At 68.4% G+C, this 16,754-nt stretch carries 19 protein-coding genes; 7 read left to right on the forward strand and 12 right to left on the reverse strand.

The genetic code is table 11. The annotated features are described in order from the left end of the window. Window positions 1–4: 4 nt before the first annotated feature. Entirely contained in the window at window positions 5–988 is a 984-nt protein-coding gene (hemB, locus tag B9A95_RS21555) for a porphobilinogen synthase (protein WP_084049151.1), read from the reverse strand. 232 nt (window positions 989–1,220) lie between these two features. Here hemB and B9A95_RS21560 point away from each other — a divergent pair, with 232 nt between their 5' ends. Next, on the forward strand, window positions 1,221–2,360 hold the full coding sequence (locus B9A95_RS21560) for an alpha/beta fold hydrolase (RefSeq protein ID WP_170928738.1): 1,140 nt from the start codon (window positions 1,221–1,223) through the stop codon (window positions 2,358–2,360). Here the strand turns inward: B9A95_RS21560 and B9A95_RS21565 are convergent. Beyond that, the gene (locus B9A95_RS21565; protein ID WP_084049153.1) at window positions 2,345–3,952 is read right to left on the reverse strand and encodes a phospholipase D-like domain-containing protein; all 1,608 of its coding nucleotides are present in this window, start codon (window positions 3,950–3,952) and stop codon (window positions 2,345–2,347) included. The genes B9A95_RS21560 and B9A95_RS21565 overlap by 16 nt on opposite strands. Before the next feature lie 119 nt (window positions 3,953–4,071). Here B9A95_RS21565 and B9A95_RS21570 point away from each other — a divergent pair, with 119 nt between their 5' ends. Continuing rightward, window positions 4,072–4,731, forward strand: a complete 660-nt coding sequence (locus B9A95_RS21570; protein ID WP_084049154.1) for an MOSC domain-containing protein — start codon at window positions 4,072–4,074, stop codon at window positions 4,729–4,731. A gap of 48 nt (window positions 4,732–4,779) precedes the next feature. On the opposite strand, the gene B9A95_RS21575 is transcribed toward B9A95_RS21570, so the two are convergent. The 4 genes from B9A95_RS21575 to B9A95_RS21590 form a co-directional block, all read right to left on the reverse strand. After that, window positions 4,780–4,974 (reverse strand): hypothetical protein, encoded by a 195-nt coding sequence (locus tag B9A95_RS21575; RefSeq protein WP_084049155.1) that lies wholly within the window; start codon window positions 4,972–4,974, stop codon window positions 4,780–4,782. 52 nt (window positions 4,975–5,026) lie between these two features. Beyond that, window positions 5,027–5,683: a hypothetical protein gene (locus B9A95_RS21580; protein WP_245808425.1), complete on the reverse strand. Its 657-nt coding sequence runs from the start codon at window positions 5,681–5,683 to the stop codon at window positions 5,027–5,029. Between the two features lie 78 nt (window positions 5,684–5,761). Next, complete coding sequence (gene msrA / locus B9A95_RS21585; RefSeq protein ID WP_084049157.1) at window positions 5,762–6,319, reverse strand: peptide-methionine (S)-S-oxide reductase MsrA; 558 nt, start codon at window positions 6,317–6,319, stop codon at window positions 5,762–5,764. Window positions 6,320–6,376: 57 nt separating this feature from the next. Then, window positions 6,377–7,126, reverse strand: coding sequence for a TSUP family transporter (locus B9A95_RS21590; RefSeq protein WP_084050892.1), 750 nt, complete (start codon window positions 7,124–7,126; stop codon window positions 6,377–6,379). 303 nt (window positions 7,127–7,429) lie between these two features. Between B9A95_RS21590 and B9A95_RS21595 the strand changes: the two genes are divergently transcribed. Next, window positions 7,430–9,073: a beta-1,3-glucanase family protein gene (locus B9A95_RS21595; RefSeq protein WP_139806921.1), complete on the forward strand. Its 1,644-nt coding sequence runs from the start codon at window positions 7,430–7,432 to the stop codon at window positions 9,071–9,073. 152 nt (window positions 9,074–9,225) lie between these two features. Here B9A95_RS21595 and proC read toward each other — a convergent pair whose 3' ends face one another. Further along, window positions 9,226–10,017 carry a pyrroline-5-carboxylate reductase gene (proC, locus tag B9A95_RS21600; RefSeq protein ID WP_084049159.1) on the reverse strand — a complete coding sequence of 264 codons (792 nt, stop codon included), beginning with the start codon at window positions 10,015–10,017 and terminating at the stop codon, window positions 9,226–9,228. A gap of 100 nt (window positions 10,018–10,117) precedes the next feature. Between proC and B9A95_RS21605 the strand changes: the two genes are divergently transcribed. From B9A95_RS21605 to B9A95_RS21620, 4 genes are read left to right on the forward strand one after another with little or no spacing between them, the layout of a single operon-like run. After that, window positions 10,118–10,957 carry a 50S ribosomal protein L11 methyltransferase gene (locus B9A95_RS21605; protein WP_084049160.1) on the forward strand — a complete coding sequence of 280 codons (840 nt, stop codon included), beginning with the start codon at window positions 10,118–10,120 and terminating at the stop codon, window positions 10,955–10,957. 5 nt (window positions 10,958–10,962) lie between these two features. Continuing rightward, window positions 10,963–11,655, forward strand: a complete 693-nt coding sequence (locus B9A95_RS21610) for a 16S rRNA (uracil(1498)-N(3))-methyltransferase (RefSeq protein ID WP_084049161.1) — start codon at window positions 10,963–10,965, stop codon at window positions 11,653–11,655. 45 nt (window positions 11,656–11,700) lie between these two features. Continuing rightward, on the forward strand, window positions 11,701–12,090 hold the full coding sequence (locus B9A95_RS21615) for a hypothetical protein (protein ID WP_084049162.1): 390 nt from the start codon (window positions 11,701–11,703) through the stop codon (window positions 12,088–12,090). Then, on the forward strand, window positions 12,087–12,518 hold the full coding sequence (locus B9A95_RS21620) for an inorganic pyrophosphatase (RefSeq protein WP_245808426.1): 432 nt from the start codon (window positions 12,087–12,089) through the stop codon (window positions 12,516–12,518). Before B9A95_RS21615 ends, B9A95_RS21620 begins: the two co-directional genes overlap by 4 nt. Here B9A95_RS21620 and B9A95_RS21625 read toward each other — a convergent pair. From B9A95_RS21625 to B9A95_RS21640, 5 genes are all read right to left on the reverse strand, one after another. Next, the gene (locus B9A95_RS21625; RefSeq protein WP_084049163.1) at window positions 12,501–13,424 is read right to left on the reverse strand and encodes a hypothetical protein; all 924 of its coding nucleotides are present in this window, start codon (window positions 13,422–13,424) and stop codon (window positions 12,501–12,503) included. The genes B9A95_RS21620 and B9A95_RS21625 overlap by 18 nt on opposite strands. 48 nt (window positions 13,425–13,472) lie before the next feature. Further along, window positions 13,473–13,880, reverse strand: a complete 408-nt coding sequence (locus B9A95_RS37260) for a hypothetical protein (protein ID WP_425429977.1) — start codon at window positions 13,878–13,880, stop codon at window positions 13,473–13,475. 59 nt (window positions 13,881–13,939) lie between these two features. Beyond that, complete coding sequence (locus B9A95_RS36380) at window positions 13,940–14,188, reverse strand: cytochrome ubiquinol oxidase subunit I (RefSeq protein WP_084049164.1); 249 nt, start codon at window positions 14,186–14,188, stop codon at window positions 13,940–13,942. Window positions 14,189–14,381: 193 nt separating this feature from the next. After that, window positions 14,382–15,083 (reverse strand): response regulator, encoded by a 702-nt coding sequence (locus tag B9A95_RS21635; protein WP_084049165.1) that lies wholly within the window; start codon window positions 15,081–15,083, stop codon window positions 14,382–14,384. Then, entirely contained in the window at window positions 15,080–16,705 is a 1,626-nt protein-coding gene (locus B9A95_RS21640; RefSeq protein ID WP_084049166.1) for an ATP-binding protein, read from the reverse strand. The genes B9A95_RS21635 and B9A95_RS21640 overlap by 4 nt, the downstream gene beginning before the upstream one ends. Window positions 16,706–16,754 lie beyond the last annotated feature (49 nt).

The raw sequence follows: 16,754 nt of genomic DNA on the forward strand, positions 1-16,754 counted from the left end.
GCGATCATCCCTCCCGCAACCAGCGCGCGGCGTCGAGCGCGTGATACGTGATGATCGCGTCCGCCCCGGCCCGGCGCATCCCGGTCAGGGTTTCGAGCACGGTGCGGCGCTCGTCCATGTATCCGGCCTGGGCCGCGGCCTTCACGAGCGCGTACTCCCCGCTGACGTTGTACGCCACCAGGGGCAGGTCGAAATTCTCGCGCAGCAGGCGCACGACATCAAGGTACGCGAGCGCGGGCTTGACCATCAGGTAGTCGGCCCCCTGCTCTACGTCCAGCCGGGCCTCGCGCAGGGCCTCGCGCACCCCGCCCGCCGGGTCCATCTGGTATGAGGCACGGTTGCCCACGCTGGGCGTGCTGCCCGCCGCGTCGCGGAAGGGGCCGTAATAGGCGCTCGCGTATTTGACGGCGTAGCTCATCACGGGCACGTGGGAAAAGCCCGCCGCGTCCAGCGCCGCACGGATGGCCGCCACCTGCCCGTCCATCATGGCCGAGGGAGCCACAACGTCGGCCCCAGCGCGGGCCTGCGACACCGCCGTCCGGGCGAGCAGGTCGAGGCTGGCGTCGTTGTCCACCGTCCAGTCCCCGTCTGCCGTCTGGCACAGTGGGCCGCAGTGACCGTGATCGGTGTACTCACACAAGCAGGTATCGGCGATGACGGTCATCTCGGGAAGTGCCGCCTTGATCGCCGCCGCCGCGCGCTGAATCACGCCGTCCTCGGCATAGGCTCCGCTGCCCCCGGGGTCTTTCTCGTCCGGAATCCCGAAGAGGATCACGCTGACGATGCCGAGGCGCTCCGCAAGCCGGGCCTGCTCCACCGCACCGGCGACGGAGTGGCGGCTGACGCCCGGCATGGTGGCGATGGGCGCCTCCGCCGCCTGCTCGTGGACAAAGATGGGGTGGATGAAGTGCTGCGGGGCCAGCGTGACCTCGCGCGTGAGGGCGCGCAGGCCCGCGGTGCGGCGCAGGCGGCGGGGACGGTCGAGCATGGGCGCAGGCTAGCGCAGAGGGCCCTGGCGGAATGCGGGCCGACGGCTGCCCTGACCCGGGATGCGGGACCACGGCTGGGCTTCGCGCATGCGGGCTTCTCGGAAATCAAGCCTGAAGCTCTCACCAAGGTGCCGTGGGCGGGGCAGCCCCTACCATGACCGTTGATTCTCTGGCCCTTTCCCGGCGGTTCTCCGCCGTATCCCCACCGTCCCCATCCCCGGAGGTGCTCGCTTGTCCATTCCCCCCTTCCTGCTCCTGTTCTGGCTGACCGGCCTGCTGTCCCTCGCGCTGCTGGGCGCGGGCGGCTGGCTCATCTGGGAGTGGTACGACAACTGGGTGCGGGACCTGCCCGCCAATCCCCGCTTTCTGGTGGGGGGTCTGCTGCTGCTGGCCCTGACGCTGCTGGGGCGTCCCCTCCTGGCCCCCTGGCTGGGCCGCCCCCCCCAGGCAGGCGAGGAAGAGCCCGCACCGCTGACGGGCGGCACGGTTCACCGGTTGCCCCGGCCAGACGGAACGGAGCTGCACGTTGAGGAATACGGTCCAGCGGACGCGCCCGTCCTGGTGTTCACCCACGGCTGGGGCCTGAGCCACGACGAGTGGTTCTACGCCCAGCGGTACTTCGGAGACCGCTTCCGACTGCTGCTGTGGGATCTGCCGGGCCTGGGACAATCCCAGGCGGCCCGGCAGCACGATGATGACCTCGCCCATATGGCGCGCGACCTGGAAGCAGTGCTGTCCCTGGCGAAAGGTCATCCTGCACTCCTGTGCGGCCACAGCATCGGCGGCATGATCACCCTGACGTTTTGCCGCCTGTTTCCCGAACGCCTGGGAACGCAGGTGGTGGGCCTGGTCCTCACGCACACCACCTTCACCAATCCGGTGAACACCGCGTGGGGCGCGCGGCTGTTTCGTCCTCTGCAAAACCCGGTCCTGCGTCCGCTGTGTTTCCTCACCTCCGCGCTCTGGCCACTGGTGTGGGTCATGAACCGGCTGGGAGAGCTCAACGGCAGCGCCCACCTTCTCAACCACTTTCTGCAATTTGGCGGGCGGGAGACGCGCGGGCAGCTGAACTTTTTCACCTCGCTGGGCCAGCGTGCCCATCCGGCCGTCGTCGCGCGGGGCATGCTCGCGATGACGCGCTACGAGGCCGCCGGTGTCCTGCCCGCCCTGCCGGTGCCGGCGCTGGTGGTGGCCGCGAGCAGCGACAAGGCCACCTCGCCCGAGGCGTCGCGGTTCATGACCACCCACATTCCACACGCGCGGGAGGTCGTGCTCTCGCCCGCTGGCCACCTGGGGCTGATCGAGCAGCATCAGGCGTGGTGCCGGGCGGTGGACGACTTCGCCAAGGCGTGCTTTCAGCCAGGGGTCTGACTCCGGGGCAAGAGAAGTGCTGGGGGTGAGAAAAGGACGGACCGAACAGGCCGTTGGCGCGGCGCTTCCGCAGGCAGCCACCATGGGGCCTGAACGTCCTGCCCCCGCGCCCACGCGAAGGCGAACATCTGTGCAAACTCCTTCACTGCCCCCGCGTCGCTGGTGGCCAGGGAATACTCGGCCAAACCCAGCGGACCGAACGAGGAGTGGTGCAGGTTCTGGCTGCCCACCACCAGCATCTGCCCGTCCACCAGGGCGGCCTTGGTGTGGAGCCCGGCCTCGGTGCCGTACCAGCGGGCCTGCACGTGGCCGGCCAGGCCCAGCGGCGCGAGTTCGGCACGCAGGCCGCGCAGGAAGGCCAGCGTTTCCATCTGGAGGGTCGAGTCGTAGTCGAGCAGCAGGCGCAGGGTCACGCCACGCTCGCGGACCGCCTGCGCCGCCGCGCGCCACACCGGCAGCTGACGCTCGGGCGGGCAGCCGCGCGACGCCTCCACGTCGCCCAGGCAGCCCAGGGTGCCGCTGACCTGCGACTGCATCACATCGATGGAAGAAGACGCCGCGCCGAACAGGGCGGCCAGGGCGTCGTCGGCGTCCGTAAGGCCATTGCGGCGGTAGAGGGGATAGACGTCGGCCGTACCGGCGGGCAGCGTGGGCGAGGCCCAGCGCACGGACAGTCGGGGCGTGGGCTGCGTGAGCGAGCAGTCGCGCCGAACGTCCTGCGGCGTGGTGCCGGGCCGGCAGGTCAGCAGTTGGCTCAGGGCCCAGCCGTCGTGAAAGGCGGCGACGGCGTGGCGGGCAACGGGCCCCTCCACCCCCATCGCCAGGTCCGCAATGCCTTCACCGCGCCCACCCGGTGCCGCTTTCGGCAGATGGTGGAAGGTGATGTTGAAGCCTCCCGTCAGCACCCGCTCGCCGTCCTGCACCACGAGCTTGACGTGGCTGTGCGGAAAGGCATAGGCGTAGTTGGCGAGTTCGAGGTGCCAGCCCGGCACGGTGTCGCCCACCAGCGGCACCCCCGCGAGCAGCAGGTGCCGGGCCGCGCTGTAGATGTTGGCCGTGGGGTCCAGCAAGGCCCCGAAGCGGATGGAGTTGCCCAGCAGGAGACGGACAGTCAGCCCGTCCGGGTGCCGCTCGGGATGCTCGGCCACATCCCGGCGCAGGGTGGCGATGGCCTCCGCAATTCCAGCGCCCGGCGCGTTGAAGCCGTCGTCCCACAGCATGTTCTGGATGAGCAGTTCGCGCCGCGTGTTTAGCAGTCTTGCGCCAAGTGCATCGAAACCGCCGCGGGGGGTCCGGGGCTGCGCGCTGTAGGCCGGGTCTGCCTGTGGAAAGTGCAGCAGGCCTTCCACCCGGTTGCCGCAGCTCAAGTCCGCGCCCTCGCCCGTCAGGCGGTCATACAGCAGCCGGTCCAGAGGAGCGGCGGGAGGTGGGCAACGGTTCAGCCCTTCCCCATTCAGCGCCGCGAGGTCGGGTGGAAGCAGCTTGAGGCCGAGGGAAAAGCCCGCCGGAAACACGGCTCCGCTGCCCCTTCCGGTCAGGAGCAGCGCGAGCAGGGTCAGCCCGCAGGCGAGGGTACGGAAGGCGGCGGGCATCTCTGCGTAGGGTACGCTGCCCGCGGCCTCACCTCGGCAAGGGGAGGCACCGTCTGACGCGGCCTTAAGGTGCCGCCCCCCCCTCCTGACCCTTTCCGCGCGGCTGGTAGCCTGAGGGCATGAGGGTCATCAGCGTAAATATCGGCCAGCCCACGGCCATGCATGTCGGCAACCGCGTGGCCGTATCGGGCATTCGCAAGCACCCGGTGCCAGGCCGGGTGGGCGTGACGGCGGCCGGACTCGGTGGCGACCACGTGCATGACCGCAAGCACCACGGCGGGCCGGATCAGGCCGTGTACGTGTATACCCGCGAGGACTATGACCACTGGAACGAACTGCTGGGCCGCACGCTGGAACCGGGCACTTTCGGCGAGAACCTGCTCGTTAGCGGGCTGGAATCGGCAGGCGTCGGGATTGGCGAGCGCTTCCGAATTGGCAAGGTGCTGCTGGAGGCCACCGCCGCGCGCATTCCCTGCGGCACCCTGGGGGCGCGAATGGACGACGCCGGCTTTGTCAAACGCTTTGCCCGGGAGCGCCGCCCCGGCTTCTACGCGCGGGTGCTGGAACCGGGCGACGTGGGCCGGGGCGACGACGTGACCCGCGAAGCTGCGCCTGCCGGAGCGCCGACGGTGGTGGACACCTTCGACTTGTGGTTTTCGGAAAAGCCAGACCGCACGACGCTGGAGCGCTACCTGAACTATCCGCTGGCGGTGCGGCTGCGGGCCGCCACTGAGGAACTGCTGGCAAAGATGGACGGCGGCGCGGCGCGGTCAGGCTAAGCCTGAAGGGGAAAAAGGCCAGCTCCGGCCGTTCAATCCCCGGCCACGTCACTCCACGTCGGCGAGCGCCACCGTCACCAGAAACCGGCCGTGGGGCGTTCCCGCGGTGGAGGGGCTCAGGCGCTCGGTGTTCGGGACGCGTCCACCCGCTCCCAGGACCACCACGTCCTTGACGAGGTTTCCCAGCGCGAGTTCGGGCTTGGTCAGGCCGATTCCGGAACCGACCAAAGGAAAGGGAGCCACGGCGGCCTTCTGTCCACTGCCTCCTGGTTGCGGTGAAGACGCGCAAGGGCGTTCAGGCCGTCTCCACGCTCCACATCCGGGTGTGACCCGCCCTGTCCAGCCCGGCGAGGTATACGCCCACGGCCTCGTCACCCAGCAGCAGCCGGATCAGGCCCGCCAGGGCGTCGCGGTTTTCCTGGGCGGTGGCCGAGGCGTAGATCTGCTGGCGGTCCAGCCACATGTAGTCCGTCAGCATGCTGCGGCGCTCCTCGGGGGTGGCACGGCGGTAGTAGCCGAAGCCCTGCAGATACTTCTTGAAGCCCTCAAGGTACAGCTCGCGCGCCTGATCGCGGGGCAGGGCGTCCAGAGCAGCATTGACGTAGCGGATCAGCCACGAGATGCCGCTGGGGTCACCTTCCCGCGCCTCCCAGTGCATCGAGGCGGGCACGAGGTACGGCAGAATCTCGACGATCTCGTCCGCGTTCAGCTCGCTGAACCACTCGTAGCGCAGCGAGCGGTACGAGCAGTGCCGCAGCTGCAACTTGAGTTCCTCGGTGCGGCTGACGGCCGAGAGCCGGTACGCCACGGCCTCCTCGCGGTAGCGGTACGCCCGGTTCAGCAGGGCAGCGAACTGTTCTTCCGTGATGCCCGACTCCCGAAGCCCCTCCTCGAACTCCAGCCACAAGTCGTGCAACCGGTTCATCTCGGGACTTCCACCTGCTTTGGCCATATCGGGCAGTATAGGCCCGCTTCCCCCACCGTCACTGTGAAGCTGGCAGGGGAAGTGGGGGAAGTGGGCCTCTCCGAACTATGCCCGGAGCCGGTCTCCGTACTCCTTGCGCAACTTGCTGACCTTGGGCGCGATCACGGCCATGCAGTAGCCCTGGCGCGGATTGCGGGCGTAGTAGTCCTGGTGGTACGCCTCAGCGACGTAAAAGGAGCTGTTCGCCTCGATGGAGGTGACGATGGGCCGCCCGAACACGTCGCCCGCGGTGAGCTCAGCGATGACCTCACGCGTGATCTGCTCCTGCTCGGGCGACTGGGGAAACACCGCGCTGCGGTACTGGGTGCCCACGTCTGCACCCTGCCGGTTGAGGGTGGTGGGGTCATGGGTGGCGAAAAACAGCGTCAGCAGGTCGCGGAAAGACACCTGCGCCGGATCGAAGGTCACGCGCACGGCCTCGGCGTGTCCGGTGCGTCCGCCGCACACGCTCTCGTAATCCGGGTTGGAGGTCTGCCCGCCGATGTAGCCGCTTTCGACCCGCGCTACGCCGCGCACATCCTTCATTACGGCCTCGGTACACCAGAAGCATCCACCCGCGAGAATTGCCTGCTCAGTCTGTCCGTCTGGCTGGGGAGAAGTCATGCGCCGATTCTGCCTCGCGCAGGTGAGACGGAGGGGGCGATCAGGCACGGTCCGCCCTCACTTCAGCAGCAGCCGCGCGGCCACCAGCACCACGATTATCCCGTACATCACCTTTACGAAACCGCTGCCGCGCAGCATCGCCATTCGCGCGCCCAGCGTCGCCCCGGCAGCGTTCGCCAGCCCCATCGGCAGGCCGATCCACCACACCATCTGCCCACCCAGCAGGAAGAACAGGAAGGCGCCGAGGTTGGTGGCGAAGTTGATGGTGCGCGCGTTGCCGCTGGCCCGCACGAGGTTAAAGCCCACCAGCGTAAACAGGAACATCAGGAAAGTACCCGTGCCCGGCCCCAGAAAGCCGTCATACACGCCGATAATAAACGCGCCGGGCAGCGTGAGGGCCAGCGTGCGGGCGGTGAGGCCGGGATAGCGGTCCTCCAGGCCAAAGCGCTTGTTGGCAAGGACCAACGCCCCCACGCCAAGGATGACCACAGCCACCAGCGTGCGAAAAGCGTCCGGGTCCACGAAATGCACCAGGTACGCGCCCAGAGCGCTGCCGATCAAGGCCAGTGGAATCAGCCGCTGCACGAGGGAGCGCTCGACGTGCCCCTTGCGCCAGTACTGGAAGGTGGCGCTGCCCGAGCCGAAGATGGCGAGCAACTTGTTGGTGGCGACGGCGTGGGCAGGAGACAGACCCATGAAAAACAGCGCAGGCAGCGTGATGGTCCCCCCGCCTCCCGCCACCGCGTCGATAAACCCGGCGAGAAAGGCGAGCGGGAGGCCGTAAAGCAGGACTTCGGGACCGGGCACGTCCAGGACTGTACCAGCCCACACCGGATCCCGCAGGGCTGTTCCCCTCTGGCCGCCTCCCCTTCAGCCGTCCGTCCGATCCACGTTGTACAGGACCAAAAGGAAACGTTTTCATTAACTTTTGGCAAATGTTGCAAAAAAGCCGATTTCAACGCGGAAAAGATGGAGGAGTATCGAATTGACACGCCGAGCTGTTGTAAGCGTTTTCAGAAATTGGTATGGTCACTCCACTTCAAAAGACAGCCGGGAAGCAGGAGCGCAGCGGTGTGGGCGTGCCTTTTGCTGTCCCGCAAAGGGTGCCCCATGAAAATGTCCTGGCGTTTCGTCGTTCTCAGTGCACTTTCCCTCTCTCTGGCAGCCTGCGGGCAGGGAACGCCCCAGGTGGCTTCCGCTGGGCTTCACGCAGCGGCCACCGACTACACCAATGGCGTGGACGTTTCGGGCTCCACAGCGACGATTTGGTTCAAGTCGAACGTCAATACGACCTGGGTGGACATTCACTACACGGTCAACGCCGGCGCGCAGCAGAACGTCCGCATGACGTATAACAGCGCCACCGGCCGCTACGAGCAGAAGCAGACAGTCGGGACCGGGAACGTCATCAAGTACAGCTTCACCTACAACAACGGCACCGCCGCCTACGATTCGGTGGCGTATTCCTACACGGTGGGCAGCAGCAGTGGCCTGGCCTGCTTCTACACCGACGGCAATTACACGGGAACCTCGTTCTGCGCGAGCAGCGACAGCGGCTACGTGGGCGCGGATTACAACGACAAGATCAGCTCGCTGAAGGTCCAGAGCGGCTATCAGGTCGTGATGTACAACGACGTCAACTACGGCGGCACCTCCAAGACCTTCACGGGCGACGTGTCTTTCGTCGGCAGCGACTTCAACGACATCGCCTCGTCGTTCCGGATCGTCAAGACCAGCAGCACGGGCTCCATCGGCTCCATTGCGGCGTCCTCGGTTCCCGCGCCCACTGGCAGCGGCGTGATGTCCCTGAAGGTTATGAACGGCACGAACGGGGCCTACGCCGACTCGCAGATCTACTGGGGCGTGCTGGGCATCAATCCGGCCAACGGACGCTGGAGTTACCTGGACCGCGCGGGCAACCTGCAACCCGTCTCGACGGCCCTCAACGACGCCACCGGCCACCTGACCAAGAACGGCGTCAACTACGCCAACATCTACAACCGCATCAGCGACGCCGCCTGGGTCAGCATGCCGCGCATCACTTCGGGCCGTATGTTCCTGTGCGTGGGCACGCCCTGTTACATCAAGACCTTCGACACGGGCTTCGCGGGACCGGACGTCAACAATGCCACCGACCCCAACCGCGACATCTATTTCGACTTTGTGGAATTTACGGTAGACGCCACCGGGTACCACGGCAACACCACCCGCGTAGACGCCTTCGGCTTTCCCGTGCAGCACCGCCTGGTGAACAAGGCGGGGAACTACGACCGCACCGTGGGCGAACCGGAGAATGAGACCCGCGCCGGAATCTTCAGCGCCTTCAAGGTGGAGGTGCCCACCAACTTCGCGCACCTGGCCACCGTCCAGGCCCCCTACCGCATCGTGGCTCCCCTCTTCGGTGAATTCCGGGCAGGTGGCCCACAGGGCAACTACTTCGACAGCTACGTGAACGCGGTGTGGACGGGCGCGACCAAGCCCACCACCCAGAACGTGCTGCTGTGCAACGGCCCACTGGCCGAAACCTCGGGCGCGTGCGCGGGCCTCAACCGCCACGTCTATCAGAACACGGCCGCCTGGAACACGCCCTCGCAGTACTACCTGGCCGCGCCCGCGAATTACTACGCGCAGTTCTGGCACAAGCACGGCATCGGTGGCCTGGCCTACGGCTTTGCCTACGACGACTACAACCAGCAGGCCTCCTACCTGGAGGTGGGCGATCCCAAGGGCCTGATTGTCCGGGTCGGCTGGTAACCCCATTGGGCGGGCGGCTTTTCCCCACTTCTGGGGAAGGGCCGCCCCTTTTGCGGTTGGCAGGAACGGCCCCCAGGCCCAGGGACACGCCCGACTGCTCCAGATGGCCGCTGGGCCACCTCGCCGTGGTACGGGAACCCCGACCCTCTTTCCTACTCCTGATCCCGGCCCAGTTCCGTTCCGCGCTTGGTGGCCGCCACCACGGCCTTGATAAACGCGCCCCGCACGCCCGCCGTCTCCAGCACCTCCAACCCCGCGATGGTGGTGCCGCCAGGGCTGGCAACTTCGTCCTTGAGGAGTCCGGGGTGGGCACGCTGCTGAAGCAGTTCACCGCTGGCGACGAGCAGTTTGGCGGCCAGCTCGTGGGCCAGCGCGCGCGGCAGGCCCATACGGACGCCGCCGTCGGCCAGGGCCTCAGCCACCACGGCGGCGTAGGCGGGGCCCGAGGCACTCATGCCTGTAAAGGCGTTGAACAGGTGTTCGGACAGCTCGTAGACGTTCCCCACCGCACCAAACAGCTGCCGGGCAAAGTCGAGGTCCCCGGCCTCCACCGCCTCGCGCGGTCCGGTGATTGCCGTCTGGCTGTGGCCGATGGTGGCGGCGAGGTTGGGCATCACGCGCACCACGCGCTTGGTCCCGAGGCGGCGGGTCAGGCTGCCGGTACTCACGCCCGCCATGGTGCTGATGTACCCCACGTTCTCCTGGGCCAGCCACTCACTGATCTCGGGAAAGACGCGCGGCTGCACGCTGACGAGAACGTGCCCGGCGGTTCTGAGGTCCGTCACGCCGATCACGCGCGCACCGGTGCGCGCGGCGAGTTCGGCGGCGCGTTCCCGATTGGCATCAAAGAGGCCAATTTCGGACGCGGGAATCACGCCGCGCGCGGTGACGCCCTCCAGCAGGGCAAGGCCGAGTTTCCCGACGCCGACGATGGCGAGTTTCATGGGGGGAAGTATAGGAGGGAGGCGTGAGGGGTCAGGGGTCAGGAGTTAGGCAGAGGGGGCGGGCGGCCCTCTCCTTCCCGCGTGCCCTACACTCTCCCCCATGCTCGTGTACCACCTGCCTGGCACCCTGGAAACCCGTGAAGCCGACCTCGACCTGCTGTGGGGGGCCGGAGCCACCGGATTGGAGGAGCGGGCAGGCATGATCCGCGCCTACTTTGAAGCCCCTACAGACCTGCCCGCCGAGGTGGCGGACGGCGAGTGGCGCGAGGAAGCCGATCAGGACTGGATGGCGGAGTTCAAGCGGACGTTGCGCCCGGTGCGCGCGGGCGGCGTGACCATCGTCGCCCCCTGGCTGCGCGGCGAGGTCGAAGGCGGGCAGTTACCGCTGGTCATCGAGCCCGGCATGGCCTTTGGCACCGGGCACCACGCCACCACGCGGCTGGCGGTGGAAGCCCTCTCGGCGCTGGGACTGGAAACGCGGGGGCCAGGCGGCACGGGCGCGCGCGTGCTGGACGTGGGAACGGGCAGCGGCGTGCTCGCCATCGCGGCGGCGCTGCTGGGCGCGCGCTTCGCCTTTGGGGTGGACATCGACCCCATCACCATCCCGATTGCGCGTGAGAACGCGCAAATCAATGGGGTAGACGCCGGGCAGGTCCGTTTCGAGGAAGGCACGTTGGGCCTGGACGCCCTGACCTTTCCGGGTGAAGGCGTGGAGGCGTACGACGTGGTGGTTGCGAACCTCTACGCCGAGCTGCACGACCTGCTGGCCGGGGAGTACCTGGCGCACCTCTTGCCCGGGGGGCCACTGGTACTGACGGGCATCCTGACGGTCAAACTGCCGCTGGTACGCGAAGCCCTGGCGCGCGAGGGCTTCGTGGACGTGGTGGAGACGCAAGACGGCGAGTGGGCACTGGTCACGGCCCGCGCGCCACTGGAGTAAGGGCCGTGGCCACTCACCGGGTCCGTGTGGAGGCACTGACGCCCGAGATCGTGCTGGGACCGCGCGAGGTCCGGCACCTGCAGGTGCTGCGGTTGAGACCGGGCGACGCCCTGCACGTGTTCGATGGGCGCGGGGCCGAGGCCGAGGCCACCCTCACGGTGCTGGAGGAAGTCCGCGCCGTGGTGACCCTGGGCACACCTTTAACCGGAGCCGCCGAGACGCCACAGCCCCTGACGCTGGCGGTGGCGCTCCTCAAGGGAGACAAGCTCAGCGACGTGGTGCGGGCGGCCACGGAACTCGGGGTGGCGCGGGTACAGCTGCTGGTCACCCAGCACGCCGATGCCCGCGAGATCGGCACGCAAAAGCTGCTGCGTCTACGCCGGGTGGCCGAGGAAGCCAGCAAGCAGTCGCGCCGTGCGGTAACCCCTGAGGTGTTGGCCCCGTTGCCGCTGGCGGGCTATTCCTGGGAGGGCCAGTTGTTCGTCGCGCAGCCGGGCAGCCAGAAGCGGATCACGGAGCACCTGGCGTGGGACGTGCCCGTTACGGTTCTGACCGGTCCTGAAGGGGGGCTGGCCGACGCCGAAGTTTCCACATTGATTTCAAGGGGGGCCGTCGCCATCACGCTCGGGCCGCGCATTCTGCGGGCGGAGACGGCCCCGGTGGCGCTGCTGGGGGCGGTGGTGGCGACGGGCGTGTAGTGGCGGGCTCGTCTTTCCCTCACCGCGGCTTTCTACAATGCCGGTATGCCCGCTCCTTCCCTCCCCGCCCGAGTGCTGCTGCTTGCGGGTCTGCTCGCGCCCAGCCTGGGTGGGTGCCGCTACAACTACGTGCCGCTGATCCCGAAACCCGTCCAGGTCACGCTACCCACCCGGGTCACTTCGGCCACCCTGGTGCGGGAGAGCGGGACGCTGGTGCTGAAAGCCCAGGTGGAGGGCCGCTTCGAGCCTGGGTATCTCAGCGCCGTGTGGTTCGACAGCGCGCGCGAACTCGGGCGCGACAGCGTCTACCTCGACGCCGGGCAACGCGGCGCCACCTTCCGGCTGGACGCCCCTGAAAAGGGCGCGTACCGGGCGGTTCTGTCATTTGGCGGGACGGTCTTGCGTCAGGTGGAGCTGTACGAGGTGCAACCGTGAGCAGCGGGGAACAGCTTGCCGAAGGCGCGATCGAAGGCATCGTGGAGTGGACGCGCGGCACGCTGGAACGCTTTCGGTGGGTGGGCGCTGAGGAGGGAGGCGAGGTGGTGCCGTACCGCACGGAGCCCTGGCCCTCGCCCGTCAACTACGGCTGCTTGCCGGGGCGGCTCAACCCCGCCGACGGCTCCGAGGTGGACGGAGTGTGGCTGGGCACGCCACTCGCGGTGGGACAACGGGTGACCGCAGAGCCAAAGGGCCTGCTTCAACTCGCCGATGGGGACCACAAGGTGATTTTCGGTGACCTGAACGGGCACCATAGGGCCGACCTGCTCGCGCTGCTGGCGTGGTTTCCACCTGAGCGGGGTGCGCAGCTGCTGGGTGCCCGGGCGGCGGCAGACTGGCTGGCCTCCCTACCGAACAGTGGCTGAGGAGGAGAAGGAGGCCAGACGCGCGAGGTCCGCGCGCTTCCAGTCCACCGTGAGTTCGGTGACGTGCTCGCTGACCCAACGCAGGGAGTCGCTGTTCGGATACGAGACGGCGCTGTGGTCCTCGCGGGCCGAGACGAAACGCTCGGTACCCGCGACGCTGCCGTCCACCCGCGCATTGGGCGTAACCTCGAACAGGTAGTTGAACGCGAAACCGCCCCCCGCGCCTGTAAGTGAGGGCAGGCGCTTGCTCTGCACTTCCAGATTGCGGGCGACGTTGGGCCACACGATGTCCTTGCCCCGCAGGGTGCGGCTGCCCAGTCGGAAGAGGCTGCACGCCTCCAGCGGTGAGGGCCGGGCCGGGTCCTGCGGCCAGGAGGCGAGCGCGGCCCCGTGGTCCGAAACCCACGCCGCGCAGATGCCGTCCAGGTCAATCTGCAGGGCGACGGGCTGCTCGGGCGTGACCCTCGCGAGGTGGTGCAGCCACGCCACCCCCTGCGAGTGGCCGAGCAGCACAACCCGTGGGCGTGGCTGCCCGGGCCAGGCCGTCTGAAGCCGGGCGTAGTCGGCTTCCAGGGCGGCGTAGCCCCGCTGGGGTGTATGGGTCAGTCGCGAGGAGAAGGCGGGGGCCGCGTTGGAGGCGTACCCAGCGGCCTCCACCCGGTAGCCCGCCGCCGCGAACACGTCTGCCAACCGGTCTACCGTACCGCGCGCCGTCAGGTAGTCCCAGTTGTCGCGCGGCGCGGCGCAGCCGGTACCGCAGCGGCCCGACATGGCGAAGATCACCACGTCGGGAGCGGAGCCGCCGAAATCCAGGGCCGCAGTATGCGTGGGCACCGCCGCCGCAGGGATACATCCCGCGAGCAGCAGGGGCACGGCGAGAAGGGCACAGGGCAGCGGAGCGCGCATCGGAGGACCAGTGTAGGGGGCGGGGGTCAGGATGGGGTGAAGCCTTCTTCACGGGAGCGAGAACGGAGCGTCACCCTTTCTCCATCCTTCCCATATTCCTGACTGGGAAGCTCTCCTGCCGCCGAGGTCCCAAGTATCCCGGGTTCGTGGGTGACGAGGAGAACGGCCTCGTTTGGCGAGCGGCGCTCCACTGCCCACAGCAACAGCGCGAAAGCCGAGCCTGCAACGTGAAGGGCAGCCACGCCTCGCAATTGAACGCGGCCCTACCGAAGCCCACGCCCGCCTTGTTGCCGGCGGGGTGGCGCATTCAGGCGTTTGCCAGCACGGTCCAGAAGGTGCTGATTTGCGCCGTGATGGCGACACGCGCCCGACGCTGCCCAGACGCATCCAGGGCTGGATGCGGTCTTTGCCAGACCACCGCAGCGCGATAAAGGTGCTTCCCAGAAAGAAGGCCATCCGCACCCCCAGCGTGAGCGGCAGGCCGAAGATGTTTCCCACGAACGGTGGAGTACCCGCTACCAGTTCATGCCGAACTGAAACTCCTGCACGATGCCGGTAACCACACCCTCCGCGACGTTGATCAGGAACAGGTGGCCAGAAGAGTTGGACACCTGCCTGGAGGACGCCCGCGCCCCCGCCGCGCGCCGGTGAAGGTCTTCATCACCGCAAAAGGCGAGGCCCACCGTCAGCGACGCGGAGAAGAAGTGGAAGATGCCGGTGGAGGCAAACTGAAACCGTGGCAGGCCAGTGACCCTGAAATTCATGCCAAGCCCACCTCAAAGGCGCGTTTGAACGGGGCCTTTGGAAGGGGAAGAGGCGGCGCAGAGGGCACCGTACCCGCACCCGGCCGTGCGTCCCGGCCCCGGGGCGGCGCTCCTTCACCCGGCCCTCAGGTTTGGCCGGGACCCCCGGCTGGGTCCGCCCGACGGAGGGGCGACAGCGCGACCAGAGCGGCCCTCAGTCCTCGGGCTGTGGCGTATCTTGAGCAGCGTTTCCCGCCTGCGCCCGGTACAGCTTGGCGGGCCGTCCGGCCAGGCCGTACTGGTGATCCAGGCTGGCCCGCCCCGTCCGAACCAGATGTTCGAGGTAGCGCCACGCCGTCACGCGCGACAGGTGCACGCGGTCCCCGACTTCCTCGGCGCTGAGGGCCTGGCCCGCGCCCTCCAGCACTCCCGCCACCCGTTCGAGCGTATGGGCGTCGATGCCGCGCGGCAGCGTCTCCGGCGAAGCGCCTCCCACGCCCAGCAACCGGTCCAGATGTGCCTGATCCAGCGTGCCCCGCGGAGTACGCCGGGCGCGGTGGCGGGCAATGACCTCGGCCAGGCGGGCCCCCGTGAAGGGCTTGATGAGGTAGTCGAAGGCCCCCTGCGCGAGCGCCGTCCGCACGCTGGCCTCGTCGTCGGCGGCGGTAATCAGGGCCACGTCCGTCGTCCGTCCTTGCGAGCGCCAGTGCCGCAGCAAGACCAGACCGCTGCCGTCGGGCAGATGCACGTCCAGCAGCACCAGATCGGGGACCAGCACCTGCACGAGGGCGTCTCCCTGCGCCAGGGTGGCGGCGCTGCCCACCACATGCACGTCGGGGTCACGCTCCAGCAGCTCGCGGTTGACCCGGGCGACCCGCAGGTCATCCTCGACGAGCAACACACGCACGCGGCTCACGCCTGCTCCACGGATGGAACCTCAAGCGGCGCCGGAAAGGGCGCGAGGGCCGGAAGGTTGACCTGAAAGACCGTCCGGTCTCTTCGGCGTGCCTGCCGGATCTCGCCCCCCAGGGCCTGCACACGCGCACAGACGCCCGCCAGGCCATAGCCCCGACCTTCACCCTTGCTGCTGGCCCCCCGGGTAAACAGCCGGGCAGCGACTTCCGGGGACACGCCGGGGCCGCTGTCTTCCACCTCGATCTGCACGCCCTCGGGGTCCTCGCCGATCAGGACGGTCACCGTTCCGGGCCGACCGGCCAGCGCCTCGAAGGCATTTTCCGTAAGGTTGCCCACCGCCGTCACCAGCGTGTCGGCGTGACGCTCCCACACCGCGGAAAGGCTGCTTTCGGGCACGACCCGGAAGGCAATCCCGAGCTCCTGCGCACGCTCGCGCTTGCCTGCCAGCAACGCCACCAGCCGGGGCACCTGCACGTCGCGCAGCAGTCCCCGGAACTGCGCGCCCTGTTCGATCTCGGCATCCAGCACCCGCAACGCCTCCTCGGGCCGGCCCAGTTGCAGCAGTCCCGACAGCACGTGCAGGCGGTTCTGGTACTCGTGTGTCTGGGCGCGCAGCACATCCACGAAACCGCGCGCGTGGGTCAGTTCGTCGGCCAGGGCCAGCGCCTCGGCCCGGTCCCGGAAGCTGGCCACGAACCCACCGTTCTCCAGCGGCTCGATGTTCACGAGTACCGGCTCTCCGCCCAGGGTCAGCTCCACGTTCTGCTGCCGCAAGAGGCCCGTGGCCTGCAGGTGCGCGGACAGTTCCGGCCAGACGTCTTCCAGAGGCGTCGGGACCGGGACGTCCAAGAGCGCGTCGGCGGCACGGGCGCTCACCAGGGTCACGCACTCCTGCCCGTCCACCGCGATCACGCCCTCACGCAGGGCCGCGAGCACCGCGCGGTGCTGCCCCACCAGGGCCGCGATCTGTTCGGGTTCCAGGTTCAGAATCTCGGCCCGCAGTCGCCGGGCAGCCCAAACCGCCCCCACCGTGCCCAACCCCAGCGCCAGCACAAACCAGGGCGTCAGGCTCAGCAGGGCCTCGGCCACGAGGTGCCAGACCTGCGGCATGAGGTAACCCGTACTGACCACGCCGACCACCCGTCCCCCCTGCTGGACCGGCACCTTGCCCCGCACGCTCAGCCCCAGGCTGCCCCGCGCCACGGAGACGATCTCGCGGCCCGCCAGGGGCCCGACATTGTCTCCACCCTCCATCGGCTGCCCCAACCGCCCGGGCACCGGGTGCGCCAGCCGAATGCCCCGGCGGTCGCCCACCACGATAAAGTCGGCCCCCGCCTGCGCCCGCAGCACCTCCACCTCCGCGTTGAGCGCGCGGTTCTGCCGCCCCGCCGCCGCGCCCACCACCACGTAGGGCAACTGGGCCACCAGGCGGCTGACCGTGATCGCCCGCTCGCCCAGCCGTTCGCGGGCCTGCCCGTACAGCTGCACCGTCTGCACGCCCGCGAGCGCCAACGTCATCGCGCAGAGCACCAGCAGGTGCAGCCGCACCAGACGGAACTGCAACCCTCTGCGGGGCAGGCGCTCACGAACCGGAGCCGGACGGGGACGCGGTGGGGGCGACATGGGTGTGGAGCCATTGTAGGCGGGACAGTGGGGCGCAGGAGGTTACGTG

This window comes from Deinococcus hopiensis KR-140 (assembly GCF_900176165.1).
GTDB lineage: Bacteria > Deinococcota > Deinococci > Deinococcales > Deinococcaceae > Deinococcus > Deinococcus hopiensis.

Bases quoted from the DNA above. Each gene is read 5' to 3' on its own strand.
- B9A95_RS21570 (WP_084049154.1), top strand. From the start codon at position 4,072: ATGAGGGTCATCAGCGTAAATATCGGCCAGCCCACGGCCATGCATGTC.
- B9A95_RS21595 (WP_139806921.1), top strand. From the start codon at position 7,430: ATGAAAATGTCCTGGCGTTTCGTCGTTCTCAGTGCACTTTCCCTCTCT.
- B9A95_RS21605 (WP_084049160.1), top strand. From the start codon at position 10,118: ATGCTCGTGTACCACCTGCCTGGCACCCTGGAAACCCGTGAAGCCGAC.
- B9A95_RS21615 (WP_084049162.1), top strand. From the start codon at position 11,701: ATGCCCGCTCCTTCCCTCCCCGCCCGAGTGCTGCTGCTTGCGGGTCTG.
- B9A95_RS21565 (WP_084049153.1), bottom strand. From the start codon at position 3,952: ATGCCCGCCGCCTTCCGTACCCTCGCCTGCGGGCTGACCCTGCTCGCG.
- B9A95_RS21640 (WP_084049166.1), bottom strand. From the start codon at position 16,705: ATGTCGCCCCCACCGCGTCCCCGTCCGGCTCCGGTTCGTGAGCGCCTG.
- B9A95_RS36380 (WP_084049164.1), bottom strand. From the start codon at position 14,188: ATGAATTTCAGGGTCACTGGCCTGCCACGGTTTCAGTTTGCCTCCACC.
- B9A95_RS21580 (WP_245808425.1), bottom strand. From the start codon at position 5,683: ATGGCCAAAGCAGGTGGAAGTCCCGAGATGAACCGGTTGCACGACTTG.
- proC (WP_084049159.1), bottom strand. From the start codon at position 10,017: ATGAAACTCGCCATCGTCGGCGTCGGGAAACTCGGCCTTGCCCTGCTG.
- msrA (WP_084049157.1), bottom strand. From the start codon at position 6,319: ATGACTTCTCCCCAGCCAGACGGACAGACTGAGCAGGCAATTCTCGCG.
- hemB (WP_084049151.1), bottom strand. From the start codon at position 988: ATGCTCGACCGTCCCCGCCGCCTGCGCCGCACCGCGGGCCTGCGCGCC.
- B9A95_RS37260 (WP_425429977.1), bottom strand. From the start codon at position 13,880: ATGGCCTTCTTTCTGGGAAGCACCTTTATCGCGCTGCGGTGGTCTGGC.
- B9A95_RS21625 (WP_084049163.1), bottom strand. From the start codon at position 13,424: ATGCGCGCTCCGCTGCCCTGTGCCCTTCTCGCCGTGCCCCTGCTGCTC.